Raw genomic sequence first — 21,172 nt, 5'->3', positions numbered from 1 at the left:
TAGTTCGACTCTACCCAGGCCCACCACTTGTCCCCGTACGGGAAGGGGCTGTAGCTCAGCTGGGAGAGCGCGTGCTTTGCAAGCATGAGGTCACCGGTTCGATCCCGGTCAGCTCCACCAAAGCTTCTGAAAGCAAACCTGTACAAAGTTGGGCGTCACCGTGACGACCGAAGTATCAGTAAGCCGGTCATCATAGATATGTCGCGTTGACGCCGAACTTTGGACAGCTTGTAGCTGTCCGATAACCCGCAGAAGCGGGACATCGAAGCGATTCGGTGGGACGATGTTTGACAACTGAATAGCATTGGGAAAATCTGTATAAGCCGAGAATCAAACTAAGAGTGCCTTTGCTGGGTGCGATGTCGGGAGACATTGTGCCAAGCGTCGTGAGACGTAACAACAACAGCAAAGCAAGACTTTAGAAGTTTGCTCAAGTAACCGAAGCGATTCGGGTGCGCTGAGTAAATTTTGTGGTCAAGCTACTAAGGGCGCATGGTGGATGCCTTGGCAGTAGGAGGCGATGAAGGACGTGGCAAGCTGCGATAAGCCTCGGGGAGCCGCAAGCAGGCTTTGATCCGGGGATGTCCGAATGGGGAAACCCCACATGGTAAAACCGTGTGACGGCCCGATGAATCCATAGTCGGGTACGAGCGAACCCAGGGAAGTGAACCATCTCAGTACCTGGAGGAAGAGAAAGAAACCTCGATTCCGAAAGTAGTGGCGAGCGAAATCGGAAGAGCCCAAACCCAACGAACCTTCGGGTTCGGTGGGGGTTGTAGGACCCGCAACAGTAGAGTTACCAATCCAGCCGTTAGTCGAAGCCCTCTGGAAAGAGGCGCCACAGAGCATGAAAGCTGCGTAGGCGAAAACGATCTGGACTCGAAGCGGGCACCTGAGTACCGCGGGGCACGTGAAACCCTGCGGGAATCTGCGGAGACCATTCCGTAAGGCTAAATACTACCTACTGACCGATAGTGAACCAGTACCGTGAGGGAAAGGTGAAAAGAACCCCTGCGAGGGGAGTGAAATAGTACCTGAAACCGTGTGCCTACAAGCAGTGGGAGGGCTATGCCCGTAAGGGAATGCCTGACCGCGTGCCTATTGCATAATGAGCCGGCTAGTTATTCTTGTCAGCGAGGTTAAGCGGAAGCGAGCCGTAGCGAAAGCGAGTCCTAATAGGGCGTTCAGTTGGCAGGAATAGACGCGAAGCGGGATGATCTACCCTTGGCCAGGTTGAAGGTGGGGTAACACCCACTGGAGGACCGAACCGGTGTATGTTGAAAAATGCTCGGATGAGCTGAGGGTAGGAGTGAAAGGCCAATCAAATTCCGTGATAGCTCGTTCTCTCCGAAATAGCTTTAGGGCTAGCCTCATGTGATTTGCAGCGGTGGTAGAGATCTGGATGGACTAAGGGGCTTTCCAGCTTACTGAATCCAACCAAACTTCGAATGCCGTGGACAACCAGCATGGGAGTCAGACTGTGGGGGCTAAGCTTCATAGTCGAGAGGAAAACAGTCCAGACCATCTGCTAAGGTCCCAAAATTTCAGCTAAGTGGGAAAGGATGTCGGAACGCCCAGACAGCCAGGAGGTTGGCTTAGAAGCAGCCATCCTTTAAAGAAAGCGTAATAGCTCACTGGTCAAGCGGTCCGGTGCCGATAATTCAACGGGGCTCAAGCTGAATACCGAAGCAATGGATGCATGGTTTTGACCATGCGTGGTAGGAGAGCATTCCCAGCGGTTTGAAGCGAGATCGAAAGAACTCGTGGACTGCTGAGGAAGAGACCCTGCCGGCATAAGTAGCGATAACGGAGGTGAGAACCCTCCGCGCCGAAAGTCTAAGGTTTCCTGAGAAAGGTTAATCCGCTCAGGGTTAGGCGGTCCCTAAGGTGAGGCCGAGAGGCGTAACTGATGGACACCCGGTTAATATTCCGGGCCTTCCCTGATTTCGTTATCACGATGGGGCGACGCAGAAGGATAGGCGGGTCGTAACATGACTATTACGATCGATGCGTGCAAGCCGGATCCGGTAGGCAAATCCGCCGGGTCATTAACGGTGAGACGCAAAGCATACCCGTATGGGGAAAAGCCGCTGAGTTCACGCTGCCAAGAAAAACCTCTAAGGAGAAATTAGGGAAACCGTACCTCAAACCGACACAGGTAGACGAGGAGAATATCCAAAGGCGCTCGAGAGAAGGCTCGTTCAGGAACTAGGCAAATTAACCCCGTAACTTCGGGAGAAGGGGTGCCACAATAGGGTTTAAAGCCCGAAGTGGCCGCAGCGAATCGCGCACGGCGACTGTTTAACAAAAACACAGGTCTCTGCAAAGTCGAAAACGACGTATAGGGGCTGACGCCTGCCCGGTGCCGGAAGGTTAAAAGGAGAGGTTAGCCGCAAGGCGAAGCTTTGAATTGAAGCCCCGGTGAACGGCGGCCGTAACTATAACGGTCCTAAGGTAGCGAAATTCCTTGTCGGGTAAGTTCCGACCTGCACGAATGGCGTAACGATCGTGCGACTGTCTTGACGAGTTTCTCGGCGAATTTGTGGTACCGGTGAAGACGCCGGTTACCCGCACCTAGACGGAAAGACCCCGTGCACCTTTACTATACCTTCACTATGAACTATGGCATTTGCTGCGCAGGATAGGTGGGAGGCTTTGATTCCAGGCTTTCGGGTTTGGAGGAGCCAACGGTGAGATACCACCCTGCGAATTCTGTGGTTCTAACCTATTCCCGTCAACCGGGAAAGGGACATAGTGAGGCGGGTAGTTTGACTGGGGCGGTCGCCTCCTAAATTGTAACGGAGGCGCGCGAAGCTACGCTCAGGCTGTTTGGAAATCAGCCGTCGAGTGCAAAGGCATAAGCGTGGTTAACTGCGAGTCCAACAAGACGAGCAGATGCGAAAGCAGGCCTTAGTGATCCGGTGGTTCTGCATGGAAGGGCCATCGCTCAACGGATAAAAGGTACGCCGGGGATAACAGGCTGATCGCTGCCAAGAGTTCATATCGACGCAGCGGTTTGGCACCTCGATGTCGGTTCATCGCATCCTGGAGCTGTAGAAGGTTCCAAGGGTTAGGCTGTTCGCCTATTAAAGCGGTACGTGAACTGGGTTCAGAACGTCGCGAGACAGTTCGGTCCCTATCTGGTGTGGGCGTAGGAGATTTGAGTGGGTCTGTCCTTAGTACGAGAGGACCGGGATGGACGAACCTCTTGTGTTCCAGTTGTCGTGTCAGCGGCATGGCTGGGTAGCGAAGTTCGGTTGTGATAAACGCTGAATGCATATAAGCGTGAAGCACTCCACAAGATGAGATCTCCCAACCCTAAGGGTGAAGAAGGGCACAGGAAGACCACCTGTTTGATAGGCTGGATGTGTAAGAGCAGTAATGCTTTGAGCTTACCAGTACTAATCGCCCGTTCGGCTTGACCATAAAATTTACTTGGCGCATGCAGGCATTCCCGCGAGATAGAAACTGATTTACGCGGGATGCACAACCTCACGGCGGTAGAAACTGATTGCCGTGAGGTACCCAATGCTGTTCAGTGTCACTCGTTTTTAAGTTCTTTCAAGTTTGTCGGAAAGCGAAAACGCGCCCCAAAAAGGCGCGCCGACAGCAAGTTTCCGGTGATCATACCGCAGGGGAAACACCCGTTCCCATCCCGAACACGGAAGTTAAGCCCTGCCGGGCCGATTGTACTGTACGCGATAAGTGTATGGGAGAGTAGGTCGTCGCCGGGATAAATAAAGGCCACGTTGCTAATGCAGCGTGGCCTTTTCCGTTTGCGCACAGAAGTGGCAGTTCAATTTGTCATCACGAGCGCAGCGAGGGATCTGCTTTCTTCATTGAGTGTTAAACTCGGGGGCGTATGGATCGGCGCATAATCGTGTTGCCGTTCGTTATCTTCGTTCTCCTCGCCCCGCTTACTGCACAAACCTCCTCGCAGAGTTCAACATCCGATCCAGCGCTCCTGGTCCGCGCCGATTCCCAACAGCGGTCACAATGGGCGCGTGAGTGGTTGAGCTCTGCCGATCCCCGGCACGTTGCCTGGGGCGCATGGCTCACGAAGCAAGACAATCTGCGAGATTTAATTCCTGAACTCATCCGGCAAGTTAGGGAGTACACGCCCGTCAGTCAACCTTCATCGCAAGCGGATCGTGATCGACGCGACTCTCTAGTCGTGGTTCTCGACACACTCATCACTTTGCGCGCTGCGGTTCCCGCAGAGGACATTCGTAAGCTAATCCCGAGTATTCCGCTCAAACCCTGATCCTGCTCGTCGGTGCTCCCGACAACACCCAACCAGCTATGCTTGATATTTTCCGAGAGGCGAAGGCGAACTGGAATTGGCTCGCGGCCGGGAACGTCCTCTTGAAGAACCGAACTCCAGGATTTGTGGCTCTTCTCCTGGAGAGGTTCACGCAACATGTTGAAGTCACCGTGACCGAACCCGGATCAGCTACCGGCGGCGGCGTTGGCTCGGGGAGTGAATGCATGAATTTCACGCGAAGTCCGAAACCGGGCTGGCCCGTTGTGGGCACCTATTACTTGACGCAGTTCCCGGAACGATTTCCCTCGCCTACGGAGACATTCCTGATCAGTGGCCCGACCGATGTTTACTATCTCCGCCTTGAAGCTGGCAATTACGACAATCCCCCCGACGACCCCGGCGCCTGCAACGATGGCAATCGGGATCAATACCGCGCGCAATACCTCAACAAATTGGCTGAGTCTTATTGCTTGAACGATGCCGCAAACGCGTACCCTCATGTGGCAATCGAGTGGAGCGGCGGATCTGGCTACGCGCGACAATTGCGGGCGGCTTTAGAGCATCGCCGCGCCGAGCTCCGCAGTGTCGTCTCATGCCTTCATGACCAAATTCGTGCGCTGACGGCGGAAGAGGCGGGTGCTCTGAAGCCGAAGATTGAAATCGTCATTCGCGATGAACGCAAGGATCGATCTGTGCCGTTACCGCCGGTGTTGGAAAATGATCCGAGCGTAATCGTGCACTCGCACTTCTCAAAGCCACTCTACTGACGATGAAAAACGAGTACTCCCGTTCTGCTCCGAACACGGTAGTTAAGCCCTGCAGGCCGTTTGTATTGTGTGGGATAAGTGCATGGGAGAGTAGGTCGTCGCCGGGATAATACAAAGGCCACGTTGCTAATCAGCAGCGTGGCCTTTTCCGTTTGCGGTACTTGCGTTTCGTCACTTGGCGGGGATACCATTTGCGGCATTCAACGGGTCCACTTCGTCGTCTTCAATTTCGGTCTAAGGAGGTCGAACCTTGAGACGCCTACCGTTTGCCCTGGCAGTTCTGACGTTTTTCAGTTTCTCCGCATTAGCGCAAACAATTTACCAGGAAAAACAGACACCTCCGATTCTGCTGGGAACTTCCGGAGGAAACGTAAATGACGCATCAAAAGCATTCTGCTGTTCGGGAACCTTGGGGAGCCTCGTCAGCAAGAATGGTATCGACTACATCCTGAGTAACAACCACGTGCTGGCGAGGACAGGTCAAGCCGCCGTCGGCGAAGACATCTCCCAGCCCGGGTTAGTCGATACAAGCTGCCGATATACCAACAGCAACATCGTGGCAGATTACACAACGGGGCCGCCGCTCGGCACACAGAACGTGGACGCTGCGTTGGCACAGGTCAGAAGCGGCCAAGTCGCGTCTGACGGAGAGATTCTAACTGTTGGCGTTCCGTCGTCCACTCCTGCGGCGCCTGCGGTGGGACTTGGAGTTGCGAAGGCCGGGCGCACCACTGGTCTGACCTGCGGGACCATCGGGTCCATCGATACGGACGTCAGCGTGCGATATCAACAGGGCTGCAACCAGGGGAAGAAGTTCGTAATCTCCTACACCAACCAGGTTGTCGTCAATTCCAGCAGCTTCAGCGCCGGCGGTGACTCGGGTTCACTGATCGTGGCGTCCGATACCACTCAGCCGGTAGCATTGTTGTTCGCGGGCAGCAGCACTACGACGATCGGGAATCCGATCGGCGACGTGATCAACGCGCTAGGCGTTACATTTGTTGGCAGCAAGAGTCGACACTCCGTAACATGTCCGAGCGCCGGTGCCGGAACAGGCGGCCAGCATGGTCAGAGTATGGGAATCTCACAGTCGGAGCACGCTCGCGCCAAGATTGCAAAGGATCGAAATGCGCACGCGCTGTTTGCCGACCCGGCGGTTCAGGGCGTCGGCATCGGGGAAGATCCCGATAATCCGGGACTCGCTGTGCTGGTGATCTACCTGGAGCAGGGTCGCGCTCATGGGGCCATTCCGGCCGAGATCGATGGCGTGAAAACGGTCAAGGTGATTACGGATCGCTTCCGCGCCTATGGATGGAATGAGCCTGATACGGGCGAGCAATGCTCGAAGGCAGACAAGTAGAACTCCTGCGCGACAAGTGCATGGGAGAGTGAATCGTCGCCGCGGATAAATTTCCTCAATAGCGAAGCAGTTGGCCCCACAAGGCCACGTTGCTCACACGCAGCGTGGCCTTCCTCTTTTGCAGTAAGGTTTGTCCTGCACCGTAAACAGTGCACTCCGCGCGTGTTTTCATGCATTTTTAAATTTTCAGAGTGGCCGGAAGGTGCTATTAATCAACTTGCGTCGAAAGACGTAAATCACCAGTTTCCCCAAGTTGCTTTGCACGACAGATGAGATGGTCCGTGCCGGGCAAGTTCCTCTCCCCATTCCTTGCTTGGCGCACAGGAGCATGAGCCAGAAATTTCTAGCGGAATCGCGCTAGAGAGACCAGCTTGATCCCAGAGTTTCGCTGTTCGCAGCTTGCTGTCGAACATCCGTACCAATCTGTTTGCGCAAGACTTGAACCGTTTCCGTCTGAGACAAGGAGAAGGAGCCGAGATGTCGAAATCAACAAAGTCAAGCCTGTGCGTGCTGCTTGTGATGCTGTTAGTGCTGGGCATCCAGGCGTGGGGCCAGTCGCAGGCAAGTACCGGCCAGATTGCCGGTACAGTTAAGGATGCCGGCGGCGCCATTATCCCGGGTGCGTCCGTGAAGGTGAGCAACACCGCCACGGGTTTCACTCAAACCGTCACTACCACGAATGATGGGTTGTACCGAGCCGTCCTGCTGCCTCCCGGAAAGTACACCGTAGAGATTAGTAAGACCGGGTTCGGGACCAGCACCGCAGAAGTTGAAGTCAACGTCGGCCGCACGGCCGAGGTGAACGCGGCTCTATCCGTCGGTGCACGCAAGGAAGAAGTCACCGTCACCGCCGAAGCCATTGAAGTTGCGCGGCACGAAGCCGAAACGTTCGTGGGCGCAACCGTCATCCAGAGCATCCCGCTCAACGGCGCTCGTTTCCAGGACATCCTGAACACCACGCCCGCTGCGCAGACGGATCCCAGCCGCGGCGGCATCAGCATGACCGGGCAGAAGATGGTGAACACCGGAGCTGTCCAGATCGATGGGGCCGATTTCGGCCAGTTGTTCTTCGGCGGAATCAAGGGTGGTGAACGCGCCCAGTTTGCGCCGACCATCCCACTCGACTCGATCCAGGAATTCCAGATTGTCCGTGCCGGCTATACTGCTGAGTTCGGTCGCTCGACTGGCGGCGTCATCAGCGCCGTCACCAAGTCCGGCAGCAACGCAATTCACGGCAACGGCCACTATACCGTCCGTCCTTCCGGAGCTGGTGCGAGTAACGAGTACTTCGACACCATCTCGACCAGCCTGGCTGCTCAGGGCTGTACCACGTGCGTGGTAAACCCGAACCCAACCCTTCAACAGTGGGGCGGTTCGGTCGGCGGTCCAGTGAAAAAGGATAAGGCCTTTTTCTTCGGCAGCTATGAACAGCAGCGGCAGCGAATTCCGCACCAGGTTTTCTTCCCCAACCTGGTTGGGTTCACTCCCAATGCCGGTCAATCCGAAGCATTCGATTTCTACCAGACGTTGCAGGGCCCCTTCACCCAGACGAACGACGCGTACCTGTTCCTGATCAAGGGCGATTATCAGATCAACGAAAAGAACCGCCTGAGTGTTCGGTATAACCACAGCAACTATGAGGGCAAGAATGCAAACTCGGTCGGCACCAGTTTGTCACCGACGGTCACCTCGGCTCTCTCCAACAACGGCGACGAACTCGACAGAACGCGCACCGTTGTCGGCGCCCTCGACAGCTACTTCACCCATTTCGCCAACGAATTTCGCGCGCAGTATACGAAGGAAATCCGTCCACGCGTGGCAAACTCCCAATCGCCAACCGTAGCCAATGCTGGGGCCGTCGGATCGTACGGAACGGTAAGCTACCTGGGGCAGAACGAGGAGCACGATTACCGCGTGCAACTCGTCGACAATGTCACCCGCATGTCCGGGTCACATACCTTCAAGTTCGGGTTCGAGTTTAACCAGTTGTCGGCTGCGCAGACATTTGGTTTCAACCAGCATGGCCAGTTCAACTATTCCAGCAGCAATACGGGAGCGTGGTTGTCGGCGCTGGGCAATCGATGGGAGGACTTCAATAGTTCTACAGGCCTTCCTATTGGTGCCGATGACACTCCCAGTTCCTACTATTCGCATCAGCTCGGCAATCTGAAGGCGGCGATGACCGGCAAAGAGTTGAGCGCGTTCATCCAGGATTCCTGGAGGATGTTCCCGAATTTCACCGTTAACTATGGCCTGCGTTGGGAAGCGCAGTTGAACCCGACACCGGTCAACAACAACGCGATGTATCCGCTGGTTAACGGCTTCACGTTCCCGAACGGCTACACGGAAGATCCAGCCAAGGTTCCCAACCAGAGCAAGCAGTTCGCTCCTCGCCTGGGCTTTGCCTGGGCCCCAGGGGGCAGCGGAAAAACCGTGGTGCGCGGTTTCGGTGGCATCTACTACGCCGCCACGCCGATGTTGCTCTATGCTGCGACGGTCAACAACTTCCGCGAACCGCCAGGTGACCTTTCAGTCCGTTTCGGCAACGGTGGCTTGCGCTCGTCCAATCCGGTGGAGGGCTGCTATGGGTCCATCGATGCTGCAGCCGGACTTGACCCGGCTACCACTCCCTGCAACACCGTTTACCGCATGTTCAACATCGTGGGCATCGACCTCGCGACCTATTCGCTTGGTAGCCTGCCCGATCTCACCATTGACCAGGTGAAACAGATCGCGGCTGCGATTACGGCGGCGAACGGGGGGACGTACAACCCGTATGCTGGTGCATCGCCGTACTTCACAGAGAATAACTTCCATAACCCGCGGTCGTACCAGGCTGGCTTCGGTTTGGAACATGAACTCGCCCCGGGGTTGCTGGTCGGCGTTGACGGCACTTGGATCAAGACCGTCTATAACCAGCGTAATCGTGATCTCAACCTGGCACCAAGTACTAACGTCGACGTCGCCGGCCGCACGATCTACAGCACAAGCACGCGTCCGATACCAACGCTCGGCGGCGTCTACGTTCGTGAATCTGGTGCCAAGGCGCTTTATCGCTCCGCAGTTTTCCGCGCCGCATGGAAGAAGAAGTGGGGGCAGGTCAACGCCTACTACACGCTTTCGGAAAACCTGTCGGATGATGACCAGGAGCGCAATGCCAGCGGATTCCAGTTCTCCGATGAGTACAACTGGACCCGCGACTACAACTTCTCCGACCTGGATCGCAAGCACCAGTTCGTGGCTCAACCGGTGTTCTTCCTGCCCTGGGACATCGAGCTGTCCAGCGCGCTTCGCGTTGTCTCGGGCTCGCCGTTCACTGGTGGCGGGGGCTCCGACCTCAACAAAGACGGCTCCGGCAGCGATCGTCCCTACGTGGCCTATGGGGTCGTCCAGAAACGCAACGCATTCCGGAATCTTGGCCTCACGAACGTCGATTTCCGCGTTCAGAAGGGAATCAAGATCACGGAATCCATGCAGATCAAACTGTCGGCGGAGATGTTCAACTTGTTCAACCTCATGAACCTGACCTACTCCGGCACGACCACGACTAACTACTGCGCCAGCTCGCGTACTACCTGCGGCATCCCATCGTTCCAGGGGACCGCGGCCGACCAGTGGACTCCGAACGCGAACTTCATGAAGCTGCGCTACTCGAACGGCACGCTCATCACCAGCAATAACCCCGGCACTCCGTTCGAAGCGCAGTTCGGGTTCAAATTCATCTTCTAGTCACAGCAGCTAAGATCGCTCACGACTACTCCCCCGGCGGATACGAAAATCTCCGCCGGGTTCTTTTTGGAATCACTTGAACTAGAGCTGTTCAGTGACTGTGCTCCGATGAACTCGGCGTCCCAGCTACTGACACTTTGTTCACGACCTTCCGGCTCCCCGCATATGACTTCGCGATGCGCTCCGCGGTGATCTTGTCCCTGTTGGACGGCACGGTGCCTGTCAGCTCAACATGCGAATCGGTGACTTCCGCGCTGATTTTCGATCCGTTCAGCGAAGGCTCGCTCTGATAAGCCTGGTCGAGCTGCTGCTGCAGGCTGGCTGAATCGGAGATGTTGCTGCTCGGCAGTGGAGCCTCGCCCTGCGGCACGGTTGGGCTCTGCCCCTTCGGCTGTTTCGCCTGCGGCGGCGGAGCCGGCTGCTGAGTCGTCGGCGCGGTCGGATCCTGCGTGGTCGGATTCGGATTTGCCGTGGTGGGCATGGTCGCCGTGGGCTGCTGGCCAGGAGTGATGCTGCCAGCGGCATTGTTCTGGACATCCGCGCCCGGCGTCTGCTGCGCCGGTGAGGCCTGCTGCGGAGTGTTGATAGAGGTCTGACCAGCAGCGAGCGACGCCGCCAACGCCAAAGTTCCTAATACGAAGATAAGCTGTTTCATCGTCCTCACCTCTTCCATGTTTCTGGCCAGAGTGTCTCTCATGAACGAACGGCGACTCTCTCTTGGAAGCCGCGAGAGCGAACTTGGGTTGGTCGGATATGGCCACCCACAGCAGCTCTCCTTACGGCCACCTCCGGTGATAACGTGCCTTGAATGCCCGCTCCCCCGCCGCTAGACTGAAACAGATGCATGCCCACGTTCACGCCGGCAACAGCTCGCGCGTCCTTCGGTTCGCGCTGCTGCTTACTGCGGGCTACATTGCCCTGCTGGTCGTGACCGGCTTGCGTGCACATTCGTTGGCCCTGCTCTCCGAGGCGGGACACAATGTCTCCGATTTCCTCGCCTTGCTGCTCTCATGGGGCGCGGCTTACCTTCAGGAACGCCCACCATCGAGCACCAAGACTTACGGCTATCACCGCGCCGGAGTTCTGGCAGCGTTCGTCAATGCCGGCACGCTCGTGCTGATTGCGCTATTCATCTTCTATGAGGCGGTACAACGTCTGTATAACCCGGTCTCGGTGAATTCAGGGACGATGATGATCGTTGCCGGCATCGGAGTGGTTGTTAATGGCGTAATTGCCTGGATGCTGATGCGGACGCACTCCGACCTGAATATTCGGAGCGCGCTCGTGCACATGGTCGGCGACACGCTTGCAACGCTCGCGGTCGTTCTGGGCGGACTGGCGATCGCACTTACGGGCCACAACTACATCGACCCGGTTCTGTCGATCCTCATTGGAGTGATGATCGTGTGGTCGTCATTCGGCATCATTCGTGAGAGTTTGAATATCCTGCTGGAAGGAACGCCTCTAGGGATGGAGTTGGAGCAAGTAGAACTGGCGTTGCGCGATATCGGCGGCGTGAACAACGTACACGACCTGCACATTTGGAGCATCGGCTCGGAAAGTCACGCGCTTTCCTGTCACATCGCGATTGCGGACATTCCGCCATCGGAGTCAGAGAGCATCATGCGCGAGGTGCAACGCATGCTCGCCGAGCGCTTCCGCATCCTGCACACGACCATCCAGTTCGAGCATGTCGTCTGCGACATCGCACATGGCTGCATCATCGTTCCCGAAGGGGACCAGCACCGGCACACACACTGAAGCCTACCGAGGAACCGAAGATCGGGTAACCGCAGAACTCGAATGTTGAGGTTGTCATGAGCGCCAGCGAGGCATCCCTTTAAGAATTTAGGATCCTTCGTATCTGCTCGATGTGATTTATGTCGTGTGCGGCCATGTGGCGGCAGAGCTCGCGCACCGTGATCCTTCCGCGATCGGCGTGGATGCCATACCGTTCCCACTGATCGTCGTTAAGGCGACCGAACATCTTGAGATTGGCTTCCCTCAGCAGGCGAAACATATTTAGCGCCTCCGCCGGTTCCCATGAGGCATAGTCGCTCCACTCGGCCCAGAGTTCCTGGTTGAAACCACCCAATTGGATCCCGTTATGTTCCAACATCTGTCGGTAACGCCAGGTGCTTGTGAGCTCGTCTTCCGCGAGATGCATGAGAATTTCGGTCACGGACCATTTGCCGGGTGCGGGAGAGGCCTTTAACTTTGGTTCCGGAACGCCCTCGATCAGTCGTGCGAGTGCCTGCGGAGCCTCGCGCTGCATGGCGACGGGATCCTTGCCTTCGGTGTAGGTTGCGAATCGTGCTTTGTACTGTTCAGCGGTTTCGGCCACAATCCACCCCGCTCAAATCGTCTCGATCAATCTTGCGACCAGCGCGGCCCTTCGCGGGATCTCCTGCAGGATCACATGCTCGTGGAGTGCGTGCGCGCCATCGCCAACCGCGCCCAATCCATCCAGCGTCGGCACACCGACACCAGCCGTGAAGTTGCCATCGGAGCCTCCGCCGACAGAAGTCTCCTCCAACTCGAAGCCAAGTTCCGCGGCGATGTCATGAGCCTTCCCGTAAAGAGCCGCGACTTCTTTCGTGCGCTCGAATGGGTTGCGATTCACTCCACCGCTGATCTCGAGCTTGCATCGCTTGTCACGTGGTTTCAGGGCCCTGATTTTCCGGTCAATGCGCTCGCCTTCCTTGCGGCTGGTAATGCGAATATCGAACTCAGCCTCCGCGAGATCCGGAACGACATTGGTCCGCGTTCCCCCTCGAATGATTCCCGGATTCAGCGTGGTTCCGCGCTTCAGATCCGTCAGGGCGGCGATTTTAGTCAACTGGTGGGCAAGTTCGGTGATTGCGTTCGCGCCCTTCTGAAAATCCAGCCCCGCATGGGCCGAGACTCCGGTGACGCGCAACCGGTAGTCGCCGACACCCTTGCGCGCCGTCTTGCATTTGCCATTCGGACCTGCCGAAGGCTCCAGCACCAGCACGGCCGCACACTTCTTCGCAAGTTTCTCCGTGATCTTGCGCGACACCCGGCTTCCCACTTCCTCATCAGGGTTGAGCAGCACGATCACCGGCCGCGGAAGCCGGCCATGCTGTTCTTTCAACGCCGCGATCGCCAGCAGCATCATCACGATGCCGCCCTTCATGTCAAAGACTCCCGGGCCGTACATCTTGCCGCCGGCGACGCGACAGGGCATTCGCTCGAGGCTGCCCGGTTCATAGACGGTATCTAGATGGCCGAGCAGCAGGATAGGTCTCTTGTGCGCCGCGGCCTCGAAGGTCACGCGCAGCACGCCGCCGGCATCAAGTTGTGGCGCCCACTCGACCTTGCCGCCTAGCTTTTCGAACTCCGCTGCGACACGGGTTCCGAATGCATCAACCAGTGCCTTGTCATGCGAGGGCGATTCGCTCTCCACGAATTCACGCAGCAACTGCTGCCAGTCGAACAAGTGCCCGACCCTGGCGATGAATTCCGCGCTTTGCCTGGTGCTGCCTGTTTTCTTCAAGGAATCTCCGCAATTTTGAACCGGTACGGCGGTCCTCGCGACTGGTTACTTCAGAATTCCTCTTTCGGAACTTTCGATGAACTTCAGCAGCATTTCCACGTCCTCGGTTACTTCGCCCTTACTCCTAATCCGCTCAATTGCCTGTGTCGTATTTAGTTTCGATGCTGTTAACGCGCGGAAGGCGAATTGGATGGCGCGGATGCGTTCCCTGGAGAAGCCTCGCCGTTCGAGGCCGATCGCATTGGCGCCGTAAGCGTGGACGTCGCGAACCGCGCTGGTCTTCGAGAAGGGCAGCACGTCTTGCGTGATCGTCGTGCCGCCGCCGATGTAGGAATGCGCGCCCACGCGCACGAACTGGTGTACGGGGCAGAGCGCGCCGACGACCGCCCACTCTTCCACGGTGACGTGTCCGGCGAGGGTGGCGGCGTTAGCCATGATGACGTGATCGCCGATGAAACAGTCGTGTGCAATGTGGGTGTAGGCCATGATCAGGCAGTCGTTGCCGATCTTAGTCAGTTGCCCACCCTTGACGGTGCCGCGGTGGATCGTGACAAATTCGCGGATGACGTTGCGATCGCCCATTTCCAGGCGCGTGGGCTCGCCTCGATATGACAGATCCTGCGGGCCCATGCCGAGCGATACGAATGGATAGATCTTGTTGTGACTACCAAGGCGAGCAGGTCCACCGATGACGACATGCGCTATTAATTCGCAGTTCTCACCCATCTCCACGTCGGCGCCCACAACGCAGTAGGGGCCGATGGTGCAGGAAGGTGAAATTTTGGCTGCCGGGTCAACCACCGCGGTCGGATGAATGCTCATTTGCGAGAGCTCCGGTTAATCCTTTACGGCGGGTTCAGTTTTACTGGTTCGCGGTACGAGTTGGCAGGTGACGACAGCTTCGCAGGCGAGCTTGCCGTCCACGAACGCCTTGCCCTGCATCTTCACCGCCGACGTGCGCCAGATGATCACTTCAACTTCGATCCGAATCTGGTCGCCAGGCAGCACCGGACGGCGAAACTTCGCGCGCTCGATTCCGGTGAAGACCATCAGCTTGCCTTCGCGATCGGGGACTTCGGTCAGCAGCAGCGCACCGCCCGACTGCGCGATTGCTTCGACGATCAGCACGCCGGGCATGATCGGGTAGTTCGGGAAGTGTCCGGTGAAGAACGGTTCGTTGACGGTGACGTTCTTGATGGCGACAATGCGCTTCTTGCGCTCGATCTCGACCACTCGGTCGATCAGCAGAAACGGATAGCGGTGCGGCAGGATGTTGAGAATCTCGCCGATATCGAGGCTGGTCTTGTCCGCCAGAACGCTGTTTTCGGCTACGGATTGTACGGAATCGCTCATACGAATCGTCGGAAACGTTGATTATACACGGGGAAAGTCAGGGTTCAATTGACGGTCAAATGCATTCACGAAATCACGAATTTCTCATATTGGAACGCATTGCTTCGCAGCAGAGACATTAGACAATATACTGATCAGCGATTCATTACACTATGCCCGACAAACTCGGCCTCATTGCCGGCAACGGTCGTTTCCCCTTCCTCATTCTTGAGGCGGCGAAGTCGCGCGGATATGAAGTGGTCGTTGCGGCCATCAAGGAAGAAACCTTTCCGGAAATTGAGCAGCACGGCGCTGCATCCGTTCACTGGATGTCGCTTGGGGAGCTTTCGAAGCTCATTCAGACCTTCCAGCGCGAGGGCGTGAAAACCGCCGTAATGGCTGGTCAAGTCAAGCACAAGCAGATTTTCAGCGCTATACGTCCTGACTGGAAGCTCGCGAAACTGTTGCTCTCGCTGCCTACACGCAATACCGACTCGCTCATCGGCGGCATCGCGAAGATTCTCGAGGAAGAAGGCATCCACCTGATGAGTTCCACGGAGTTGCTGGAGCCTCTGCTCGCACGCGAAGGAGTGCTGACGAAGCGCCAACTGTCGGAGCAGGAACGCGCGAACGTTGCTTACGGCCGCTCGGTCGCACAACATCTCGCGAAATTCGATATCGGCCAGACGGTGGTAATCGCCGAATCCGCGTGCGTCGCCGTGGAAGCGATGGAGGGCACCGACGCAACGATCTTGCGCGCTGGTGAGTTGATGAAGACGTTGCACGGCGAGGCCTCAACCCTGAGCCGCGCGCTGACCGTCGTCAAAGTCGCGAAGCCTAACCAGGATATGCGGTTCGATGTGCCCGTGGTCGGCCTGCCTACGATCGAGACGATGAAGAAAGCCCGGGCCACCTGCCTTGCGCTCGATGCCGGCCGCTGCCTGATCCTGGATGGCGATGCCATTATTCATGCTGCCGAGGAAGCCGGGATCGCGATCATCGCTGACAAATCCTAGCGTCGGCGCCCGCCCTCTGCGACAATCATTCCCGTGCCCGATCCCACTACTATTCGCGTTGCCGTCGTCGGTGTCGGCTCTTTCGGACGCAATCATGCCCGCGTCTATGCCGATCTCCAGAAGAATCCTGTTCCCGGCCTGAACGTTGAACTCGCCGCGATTGTCGATGAAGACAAGTCGCGCGCCGGCGAAGTCGCCAAGGAATTCGGCGCGACCGTTTTCCCCAGCGTCGAAGAGATGCTGAAGTGGGCGAAGGTGCAGGCCGTTTCGGTCGCTGTACCCACCAGCGCTCACCTCAAAATCGCCGAAAAACTTCTTGAAGGCGGCGTCGACGTCCTGATTGAGAAACCGCTCGCGGCGAACATGTTTGAGGCTGACGACCTGGTGCGGATCGCCAATCGCAGCCATCGCATCGTGCAGGTCGGACATCTCGAGCGCTTCAATCCAGCAGTCCGCGCCGTGCTGCCATTGGTGACCAAGCCCATGTTCTTCGAGGTTCATCGGCTGAGCATCTTCACGCCACGTTCGCTCGATGTCGATGTCGTCCTCGACCTGATGATCCACGATATCGACGTGGTTCTGTCTCTGGTGAACTCTCCGGTGAAGGAGATCCGCGCGGTCGGTCTCCCGGTGCTCACGAACAAAGTGGACATCGCCAATGTCCGGCTCGAGTTCCATTCAGGCGCAATCGCCAATTTCACCGCCAGCCGAGTTTCGACTGAGCGCGTTCGCAAGCTACGTTTCTTCCAGCCCCACGAATACATCTCGATCGACTATTCCCGCCGCGACATCTTCCGCCTCTCCGTCAAGCCTGCGAAGAACCCTATCGTCGATAGCGCAACCGGCTTCGCGATGCCGGACATTCTCCCATCGAAACCACAAGTTGTAGACGAGGAGCCTCTTCGCGCCGAACTCCGCAGCTTCCTGGAGACCGTGCGCGACCGAAGCACTCCTGTAGTGACCCTGGATGACGGCCGTCGCGCGCTATCGGTTGCGCTCGACATCCTGAAGGCGATTCAGGAGCACAGCCGGCGCACCGGTCTGGACGCTCTCAACCCTGTTCCGGTCACTCCCAAGTAGGACCAAAGTGTGGGAACCAAACGGCTTAGCGGACAATTGCAGTGGTAGGAAAAACAATTCTTAACACGGATGGGGAGAGCCGTTTCCGTCCCGAAGGTGAGAGAATGGAAGGAACACAGCAGCCCTCAGGTTTTTGAGGGAGTAGTGTGTCGCACGCGGCGCTCCCGCGTCTAATCCATGTAGGCTGGCAACTCCGGCCCCAAGGCTGAATGGCAACCACGCAGAACCCACCGGAAGTCCCGCGGCCTGACCCCATGCCGCCCGATCCTCCCGGGCATGACCGGCACTCGGAAGCCGCCGAGTTTACGCCCGTCCTCCTGATGCAATTGCAGGATGACCTGGCTCGCTCGCGTCTGCGTGAGGCCTTCTGGATCTCCGTTGTCGTCCACCTTCTGGCCATCATGACTATCGTTCTCGGCCCAAAATTCGTTCCCAAGTGGGCGAATTGGGGGAAGCCGGTGCGGTTGATCAGCGCCGAGGAACTCCTGAAGGATAAGGATGCGACATTCCTCGCGCTGCCGAAGGACGAGCAGAAGGTTGTTCGTCCGCCGAAGGACAGCAAGTACATCTCCGACAAGGACCGTATTGCGACCTCGCGCGTCCCGCAGTTGGATAAGAAAGCGCTGGAAATGTTGCGCAACGCGCAGCGACCGGGAACGCCCGCACCGCCAACTCCTCCCTCGCCGCAGGGTCAGCAGCAGGCGCTGAATTCTCCGCCGCCCGCCGCCGGTGGCGCGCCGAACCATTCGGCACCTCCGCCGTTAGAGGCCAGGAACAATGGTCCGACACTCGACAGCCCGGCAGGACGGCCCGGTCCCAACCCATTCAAGATGCCCATGTCGGCGGGCGCGAATATTAATGAAGCAGCGCGCGCGACCTCACGGCTCGGTGGTGGTGGCGGTGGCGGTGCCGACCTCGGCTTCGGAGGCGGTGGCGCAGGACATCTCGGCAACATTGACATCCTCAGCGACACGCAAGGGGTGGACTTCGGGCCATATCTCGAGCGCGTTCTTCAGTCCGTCCGCGCGAACTGGTACAACCTGATACCCGAAGAAGCGCGGTCGCCGCTACTGAAGCGCGGTCAGGTGAAGATCCAATTCGTCATTACCAAGGATGGTAAAGTCGCGGGCATGCAACTGGTCGGCCCTTCCGGCGACATCGCGCTCGACCGCGCCGCATGGGGCGGCATCACCGCGTCGAATCCCTTTCCACCGCTGCCCAACGAATTCCACGGACCGTACCTGGCACTTCGGTTCCATTTCTTCTACAACCCTGCGAAGGGCGACCTGATGCAGTAAGTCTTTCACCGGACTCAAAGTCGGAAATACTCCCGAGTTTTTTCCACGCTGCTGCGCGCTATGATGTGAACCGTGCGCAAATTCATTTTTTCTCTCTTCGTCGTCGCCGTCCTCGTGGTTGCCGTCTGGTTGATTCGCTCTCCAAAGCCTGAACTTGAAATGTCGCCTGTTTCTATGATCGGCAAGTCGACGCCCGTCAGCGTTCGCGTGCGCGCGAAAAAGGGCGTTAGTAAGATCGTCGCCACGGTCGAGCAAAACGGTGCGCAATACCAGGTATGGACGTTACCGCAGCCTTCACCGTCGAACGATTCGACGTTCACCTTTCCGGTCGGCACGGGAACAGTGTCGCAATTGAAGGACGGCAAGGCGCAGTTGACGGTCGAAGCGACCGCAAATGGTCCGTTGCATCGGACCGCGAAGTGGCAGGGCGAAGTTAACGTCATTACGCACCCGCCCATTGTGACCGCCGACTCCGACCAGCACTATCTCTATATCGGCATGGCCGACCTCGCAACCTTCACGGTCTCCGGCAACTATAGTGAAGCAGGCGTTCGCGTCGGTGACTGGACCTTCCGCGCGTGGCCCATGCCGGGAGGGAAGCCGGGAATGTTCGCGCTTTATGCATTCCCGTGGAACGCTCCGGCGAGCGCGACGCCCGTCGTGTATGCCGCCGCCGCACCGGGGATCGAATCGACGAGTCCGCTGGTCGTGCAGTTTCCGAAGAAGGAGCAGCCGCGCTACACCGCGCATGATCTCCAACTTAGCGATCAGTTCATCGCGAAGGTTGTGAACGAAATCGACCCGAACGGCTCCGGCGACATGGTCGAGCGCTTCGTGAAGATCAACAAAGAAATGCGCATCGCCAACAACAAGACGCTTTCCGATCTGCAATACAAGACAGCAGATCACTTCCTCTGGTCACAACCGTTCCAGCGCCAGCCCGGCGCCGCCACCGAAGCGCATTTTGCCGATAAGCGCAGCTACATCTACAAAGGCAAGAAGATCGACGAGGAAGTGCACCTCGGCTACGATCTCGCGTCGACGCAACATGTGGGCGTGCAGGCCGCCAACGACGGCAAGGTGATCTATGCCGCCCCGCTTGGAATCTATGGCAACTGCATCGTGCTCGATCACGGCTATGGGCTACAGACCGTCTACGGCCACCTCAGCCAGATCAACGTGCATGTCGGCGATATGGTGAAGCGCGGCGAAGTGATGGGCCTGAGCGGAATGACCGGCATGGCCGGCGGCGACCACATCCACTACAGCATGCTGCTCGACGGAGTGCAGATCGATCCGAAAGAGTTCTGGGATCCGCATTGGATCCAGGATCATATTGCCAAGCGGGTGCCGTTGCAGTAGAGAACTGGAGCCCTCAAGTGCCCGCGCACAATGACTGATTCAACCTTCCTTGACGTGCGACAATAGAAGGTTATGACTGCCGAACCTAAGTCCGTCAGAGTCCACAAGACCTCCGGCAACAGCATGGATATCGAGTGGAAGGACGGCCACCGCTCCAGCTATACATTCGTGTTCCTGCGCAATGCCTGTCCCTGCGCGCTGTGCGACGATGAGCGCGCCAAAGAGGAACGCCAACCGGGCGATCCGCCGAAACCCGTTGCAGGCGCGCTGCCGCTGTTCAAAGCACTGGCTCGACCCACCGAGGTCGAACCCGTCGGCAAGTACGCCATACGCTTCACCTGGAACGACAACCACCAGCACGGCATCTACTCGTGGGAATACCTTCGCGAAATCTGTCCGTGCGAGGAATGCAAGATGCTGCGTGAATCGACCGGCGGCCTCGCGGACGACATGCATGCGCACGACGAAAAGAAGCGGGTGCAGTAGCGGGGAAAGAACCGACTCACCACAGAGACACCGAGGCACAGAGATTTTGAGGCGAAAAACGCAAAAACGAAATGTGCCTTTTCCGACGCCTCGGACCCTGGCGTCTTGTGTTCTATGATTCGAATTCTCTGTGCCTCTGTGTCTTTGTGGTGAATTGACAGCATGCAAAACCACAAACGCGTAGTTCTCATCACCGCCGCCAGCCAGGGCATTGGGCGCGCGATTGCTACCCACCTTGCGAAGACGTGGACCGTGGTTCTGTTGGCACGGTCGGAATCTATCGAAAAGATTGGCGCGGATCTCGGTGGCTTGGGCGTGCGCGGCTCGGTGACCGAGGGGGCCGATCTCAAGCGCATGGTCGATGCGGCGCTTGAACGTTTCGGGCGCATTGATGGCGTGGTAAACAACACAGGCCACCCCGCGAAGGGCGATCCTCTCGCCCTCAGCGATACCGAGTGGCAGCAAGGCTATGAGTTGATTCTCGGGAGCGTCATTCGCCTGGCGCGGCTAGTCACACCGGTGATGATTCGGCAGAAGCGCGGGGCTTTCGTGAACATCTCCAGCTACGCGGCAAAACAGCCCGACGCGCTGCGACCGGTTTCGAGCGTCTTCCGGGCAGCACTTTCGGCATGGACGCGGGTGCATGCCGAGGCCGGTGCCCCGCATGGAATCCGCGCGAACTCGATCTTGCCCGGATTCGTAGACTCTTACCCGATCGGACAGAAGATCACCGAAACGATTCCAATGGGGCGAATCGGGCGGCTCGAAGAACTCGCAAAAGCAGTAGCCTTCCTGCTCTCAGACGACGCTTCTTACATCACCGGTCAGAACCTGCTTCTGGACGGTGGCATGGTGCGGGGTATCTGAACCACGGATTTCCGCGGAGATTCGCGGATCGACCGCAGACTTCAGGAGCGCCAGTTCCGAAACAAATTCCGCGTTCGCCCACGTCGATCCGGGG

At 57.6% G+C, this 21,172-nt stretch carries 15 protein-coding genes, 2 tRNA genes and 2 rRNA genes (1 of these 19 only partly in view); 14 read left to right on the top strand and 5 right to left on the bottom strand.

The window, feature by feature from the left end; genetic code table 11:
- From ROO76_20435 to ROO76_20405, 7 genes are all read left to right on the top strand, one after another.
- Nucleotides 1-26, top strand: a tRNA-Ile gene (locus ROO76_20435); it begins 51 nt to the left of the window's first position.
- Between the two features lie 18 nt (nt 27-44).
- Nucleotides 45-120 (top strand) — tRNA-Ala (locus tag ROO76_20430).
- Nucleotides 121-472: 352 nt separating this feature from the next.
- Nucleotides 473-3,426, top strand: a 23S ribosomal RNA gene (locus tag ROO76_20425).
- 190 nt (nt 3,427-3,616) lie between these two features.
- Nucleotides 3,617-3,734: ribosomal RNA gene (rrf, locus tag ROO76_20420) — 5S ribosomal RNA — on the top strand.
- Between the two features lie 568 nt (nt 3,735-4,302).
- Nucleotides 4,303-5,031, top strand: coding sequence for a hypothetical protein (locus tag ROO76_20415; GenBank protein ID MDT8070536.1), 729 nt, complete (start codon nt 4,303-4,305; stop codon nt 5,029-5,031).
- A gap of 250 nt (nt 5,032-5,281) precedes the next feature.
- Complete coding sequence (locus tag ROO76_20410) at nt 5,282-6,391, top strand: hypothetical protein (GenBank protein ID MDT8070535.1); 1,110 nt, start codon at nt 5,282-5,284, stop codon at nt 6,389-6,391.
- A 477-nt stretch (nt 6,392-6,868) separates the two neighbouring features.
- Nucleotides 6,869-10,120: a carboxypeptidase regulatory-like domain-containing protein gene (locus ROO76_20405; protein MDT8070534.1), complete on the top strand. Its 3,252-nt coding sequence runs from the start codon at nt 6,869-6,871 to the stop codon at nt 10,118-10,120.
- A gap of 91 nt (nt 10,121-10,211) precedes the next feature.
- Here the strand turns inward: ROO76_20405 and ROO76_20400 are convergent, their stop codons facing one another.
- A complete protein-coding gene (locus ROO76_20400) occupies nt 10,212-10,775 on the bottom strand; it encodes a BON domain-containing protein (protein MDT8070533.1) in 564 nt (187 codons plus the stop codon).
- 185 nt (nt 10,776-10,960) lie between these two features.
- Between ROO76_20400 and ROO76_20395 the strand changes: the two genes are divergently transcribed.
- On the top strand, nt 10,961-11,881 hold the full coding sequence (locus ROO76_20395) for a cation diffusion facilitator family transporter (GenBank protein MDT8070532.1): 921 nt from the start codon (nt 10,961-10,963) through the stop codon (nt 11,879-11,881).
- Between the two features lie 79 nt (nt 11,882-11,960).
- Here the strand turns inward: ROO76_20395 and ROO76_20390 are convergent, their stop codons facing one another.
- Genes ROO76_20390 through fabZ form a run of 4 tightly spaced genes read right to left on the bottom strand, consistent with a single transcriptional unit; the run spans nt 11,961 to nt 14,990 of the window.
- Complete coding sequence (locus tag ROO76_20390; GenBank protein MDT8070531.1) at nt 11,961-12,464, bottom strand: DinB family protein; 504 nt, start codon at nt 12,462-12,464, stop codon at nt 11,961-11,963.
- 12 nt (nt 12,465-12,476) lie between these two features.
- Nucleotides 12,477-13,637 carry a M20 family metallopeptidase gene (locus ROO76_20385; GenBank protein MDT8070530.1) on the bottom strand — a complete coding sequence of 387 codons (1,161 nt, stop codon included), beginning with the start codon at nt 13,635-13,637 and terminating at the stop codon, nt 12,477-12,479.
- Nucleotides 13,638-13,682: 45 nt separating this feature from the next.
- Complete coding sequence (lpxA, locus tag ROO76_20380) at nt 13,683-14,459, bottom strand: acyl-ACP--UDP-N-acetylglucosamine O-acyltransferase (GenBank protein ID MDT8070529.1); 777 nt, start codon at nt 14,457-14,459, stop codon at nt 13,683-13,685.
- 15 nt (nt 14,460-14,474) lie between these two features.
- Nucleotides 14,475-14,990, bottom strand: a complete 516-nt coding sequence (fabZ, locus tag ROO76_20375) for a 3-hydroxyacyl-ACP dehydratase FabZ (GenBank protein ID MDT8070528.1) — start codon at nt 14,988-14,990, stop codon at nt 14,475-14,477.
- 152 nt (nt 14,991-15,142) lie between these two features.
- Here fabZ and lpxI point away from each other — a divergent pair, with 152 nt between their 5' ends.
- The 6 genes from lpxI to ROO76_20345 all read left to right on the top strand — a co-directional run bounded on the left by lpxI (nt 15,143) and on the right by ROO76_20345 (nt 21,078).
- A complete protein-coding gene (lpxI, locus tag ROO76_20370) occupies nt 15,143-15,985 on the top strand; it encodes a UDP-2,3-diacylglucosamine diphosphatase LpxI (GenBank protein ID MDT8070527.1) in 843 nt (280 codons plus the stop codon).
- A gap of 33 nt (nt 15,986-16,018) precedes the next feature.
- Nucleotides 16,019-17,065 carry a Gfo/Idh/MocA family oxidoreductase gene (locus tag ROO76_20365; protein ID MDT8070526.1) on the top strand — a complete coding sequence of 349 codons (1,047 nt, stop codon included), beginning with the start codon at nt 16,019-16,021 and terminating at the stop codon, nt 17,063-17,065.
- Between the two features lie 209 nt (nt 17,066-17,274).
- A complete protein-coding gene (locus ROO76_20360) occupies nt 17,275-18,363 on the top strand; it encodes a TonB family protein (GenBank protein MDT8070525.1) in 1,089 nt (362 codons plus the stop codon).
- 72 nt (nt 18,364-18,435) lie between these two features.
- A complete protein-coding gene (locus ROO76_20355) occupies nt 18,436-19,725 on the top strand; it encodes a peptidoglycan DD-metalloendopeptidase family protein (protein MDT8070524.1) in 1,290 nt (429 codons plus the stop codon).
- A gap of 72 nt (nt 19,726-19,797) precedes the next feature.
- Nucleotides 19,798-20,211 (top strand): DUF971 domain-containing protein, encoded by a 414-nt coding sequence (locus tag ROO76_20350; protein MDT8070523.1) that lies wholly within the window; start codon nt 19,798-19,800, stop codon nt 20,209-20,211.
- A gap of 162 nt (nt 20,212-20,373) precedes the next feature.
- Nucleotides 20,374-21,078 (top strand): SDR family oxidoreductase, encoded by a 705-nt coding sequence (locus ROO76_20345; protein ID MDT8070522.1) that lies wholly within the window; start codon nt 20,374-20,376, stop codon nt 21,076-21,078.
- Nucleotides 21,079-21,172: the final 94 nt, after the last annotated feature.

The organism is Terriglobia bacterium (genome assembly GCA_032252755.1).
Classification (GTDB): domain Bacteria; phylum Acidobacteriota; class Terriglobia; order Terriglobales; family Acidobacteriaceae; genus JAVUPY01.
Note: the sequence above shows the minus strand (reverse complement) of the source record. Positions and strands in the feature narration are given on the sequence as shown.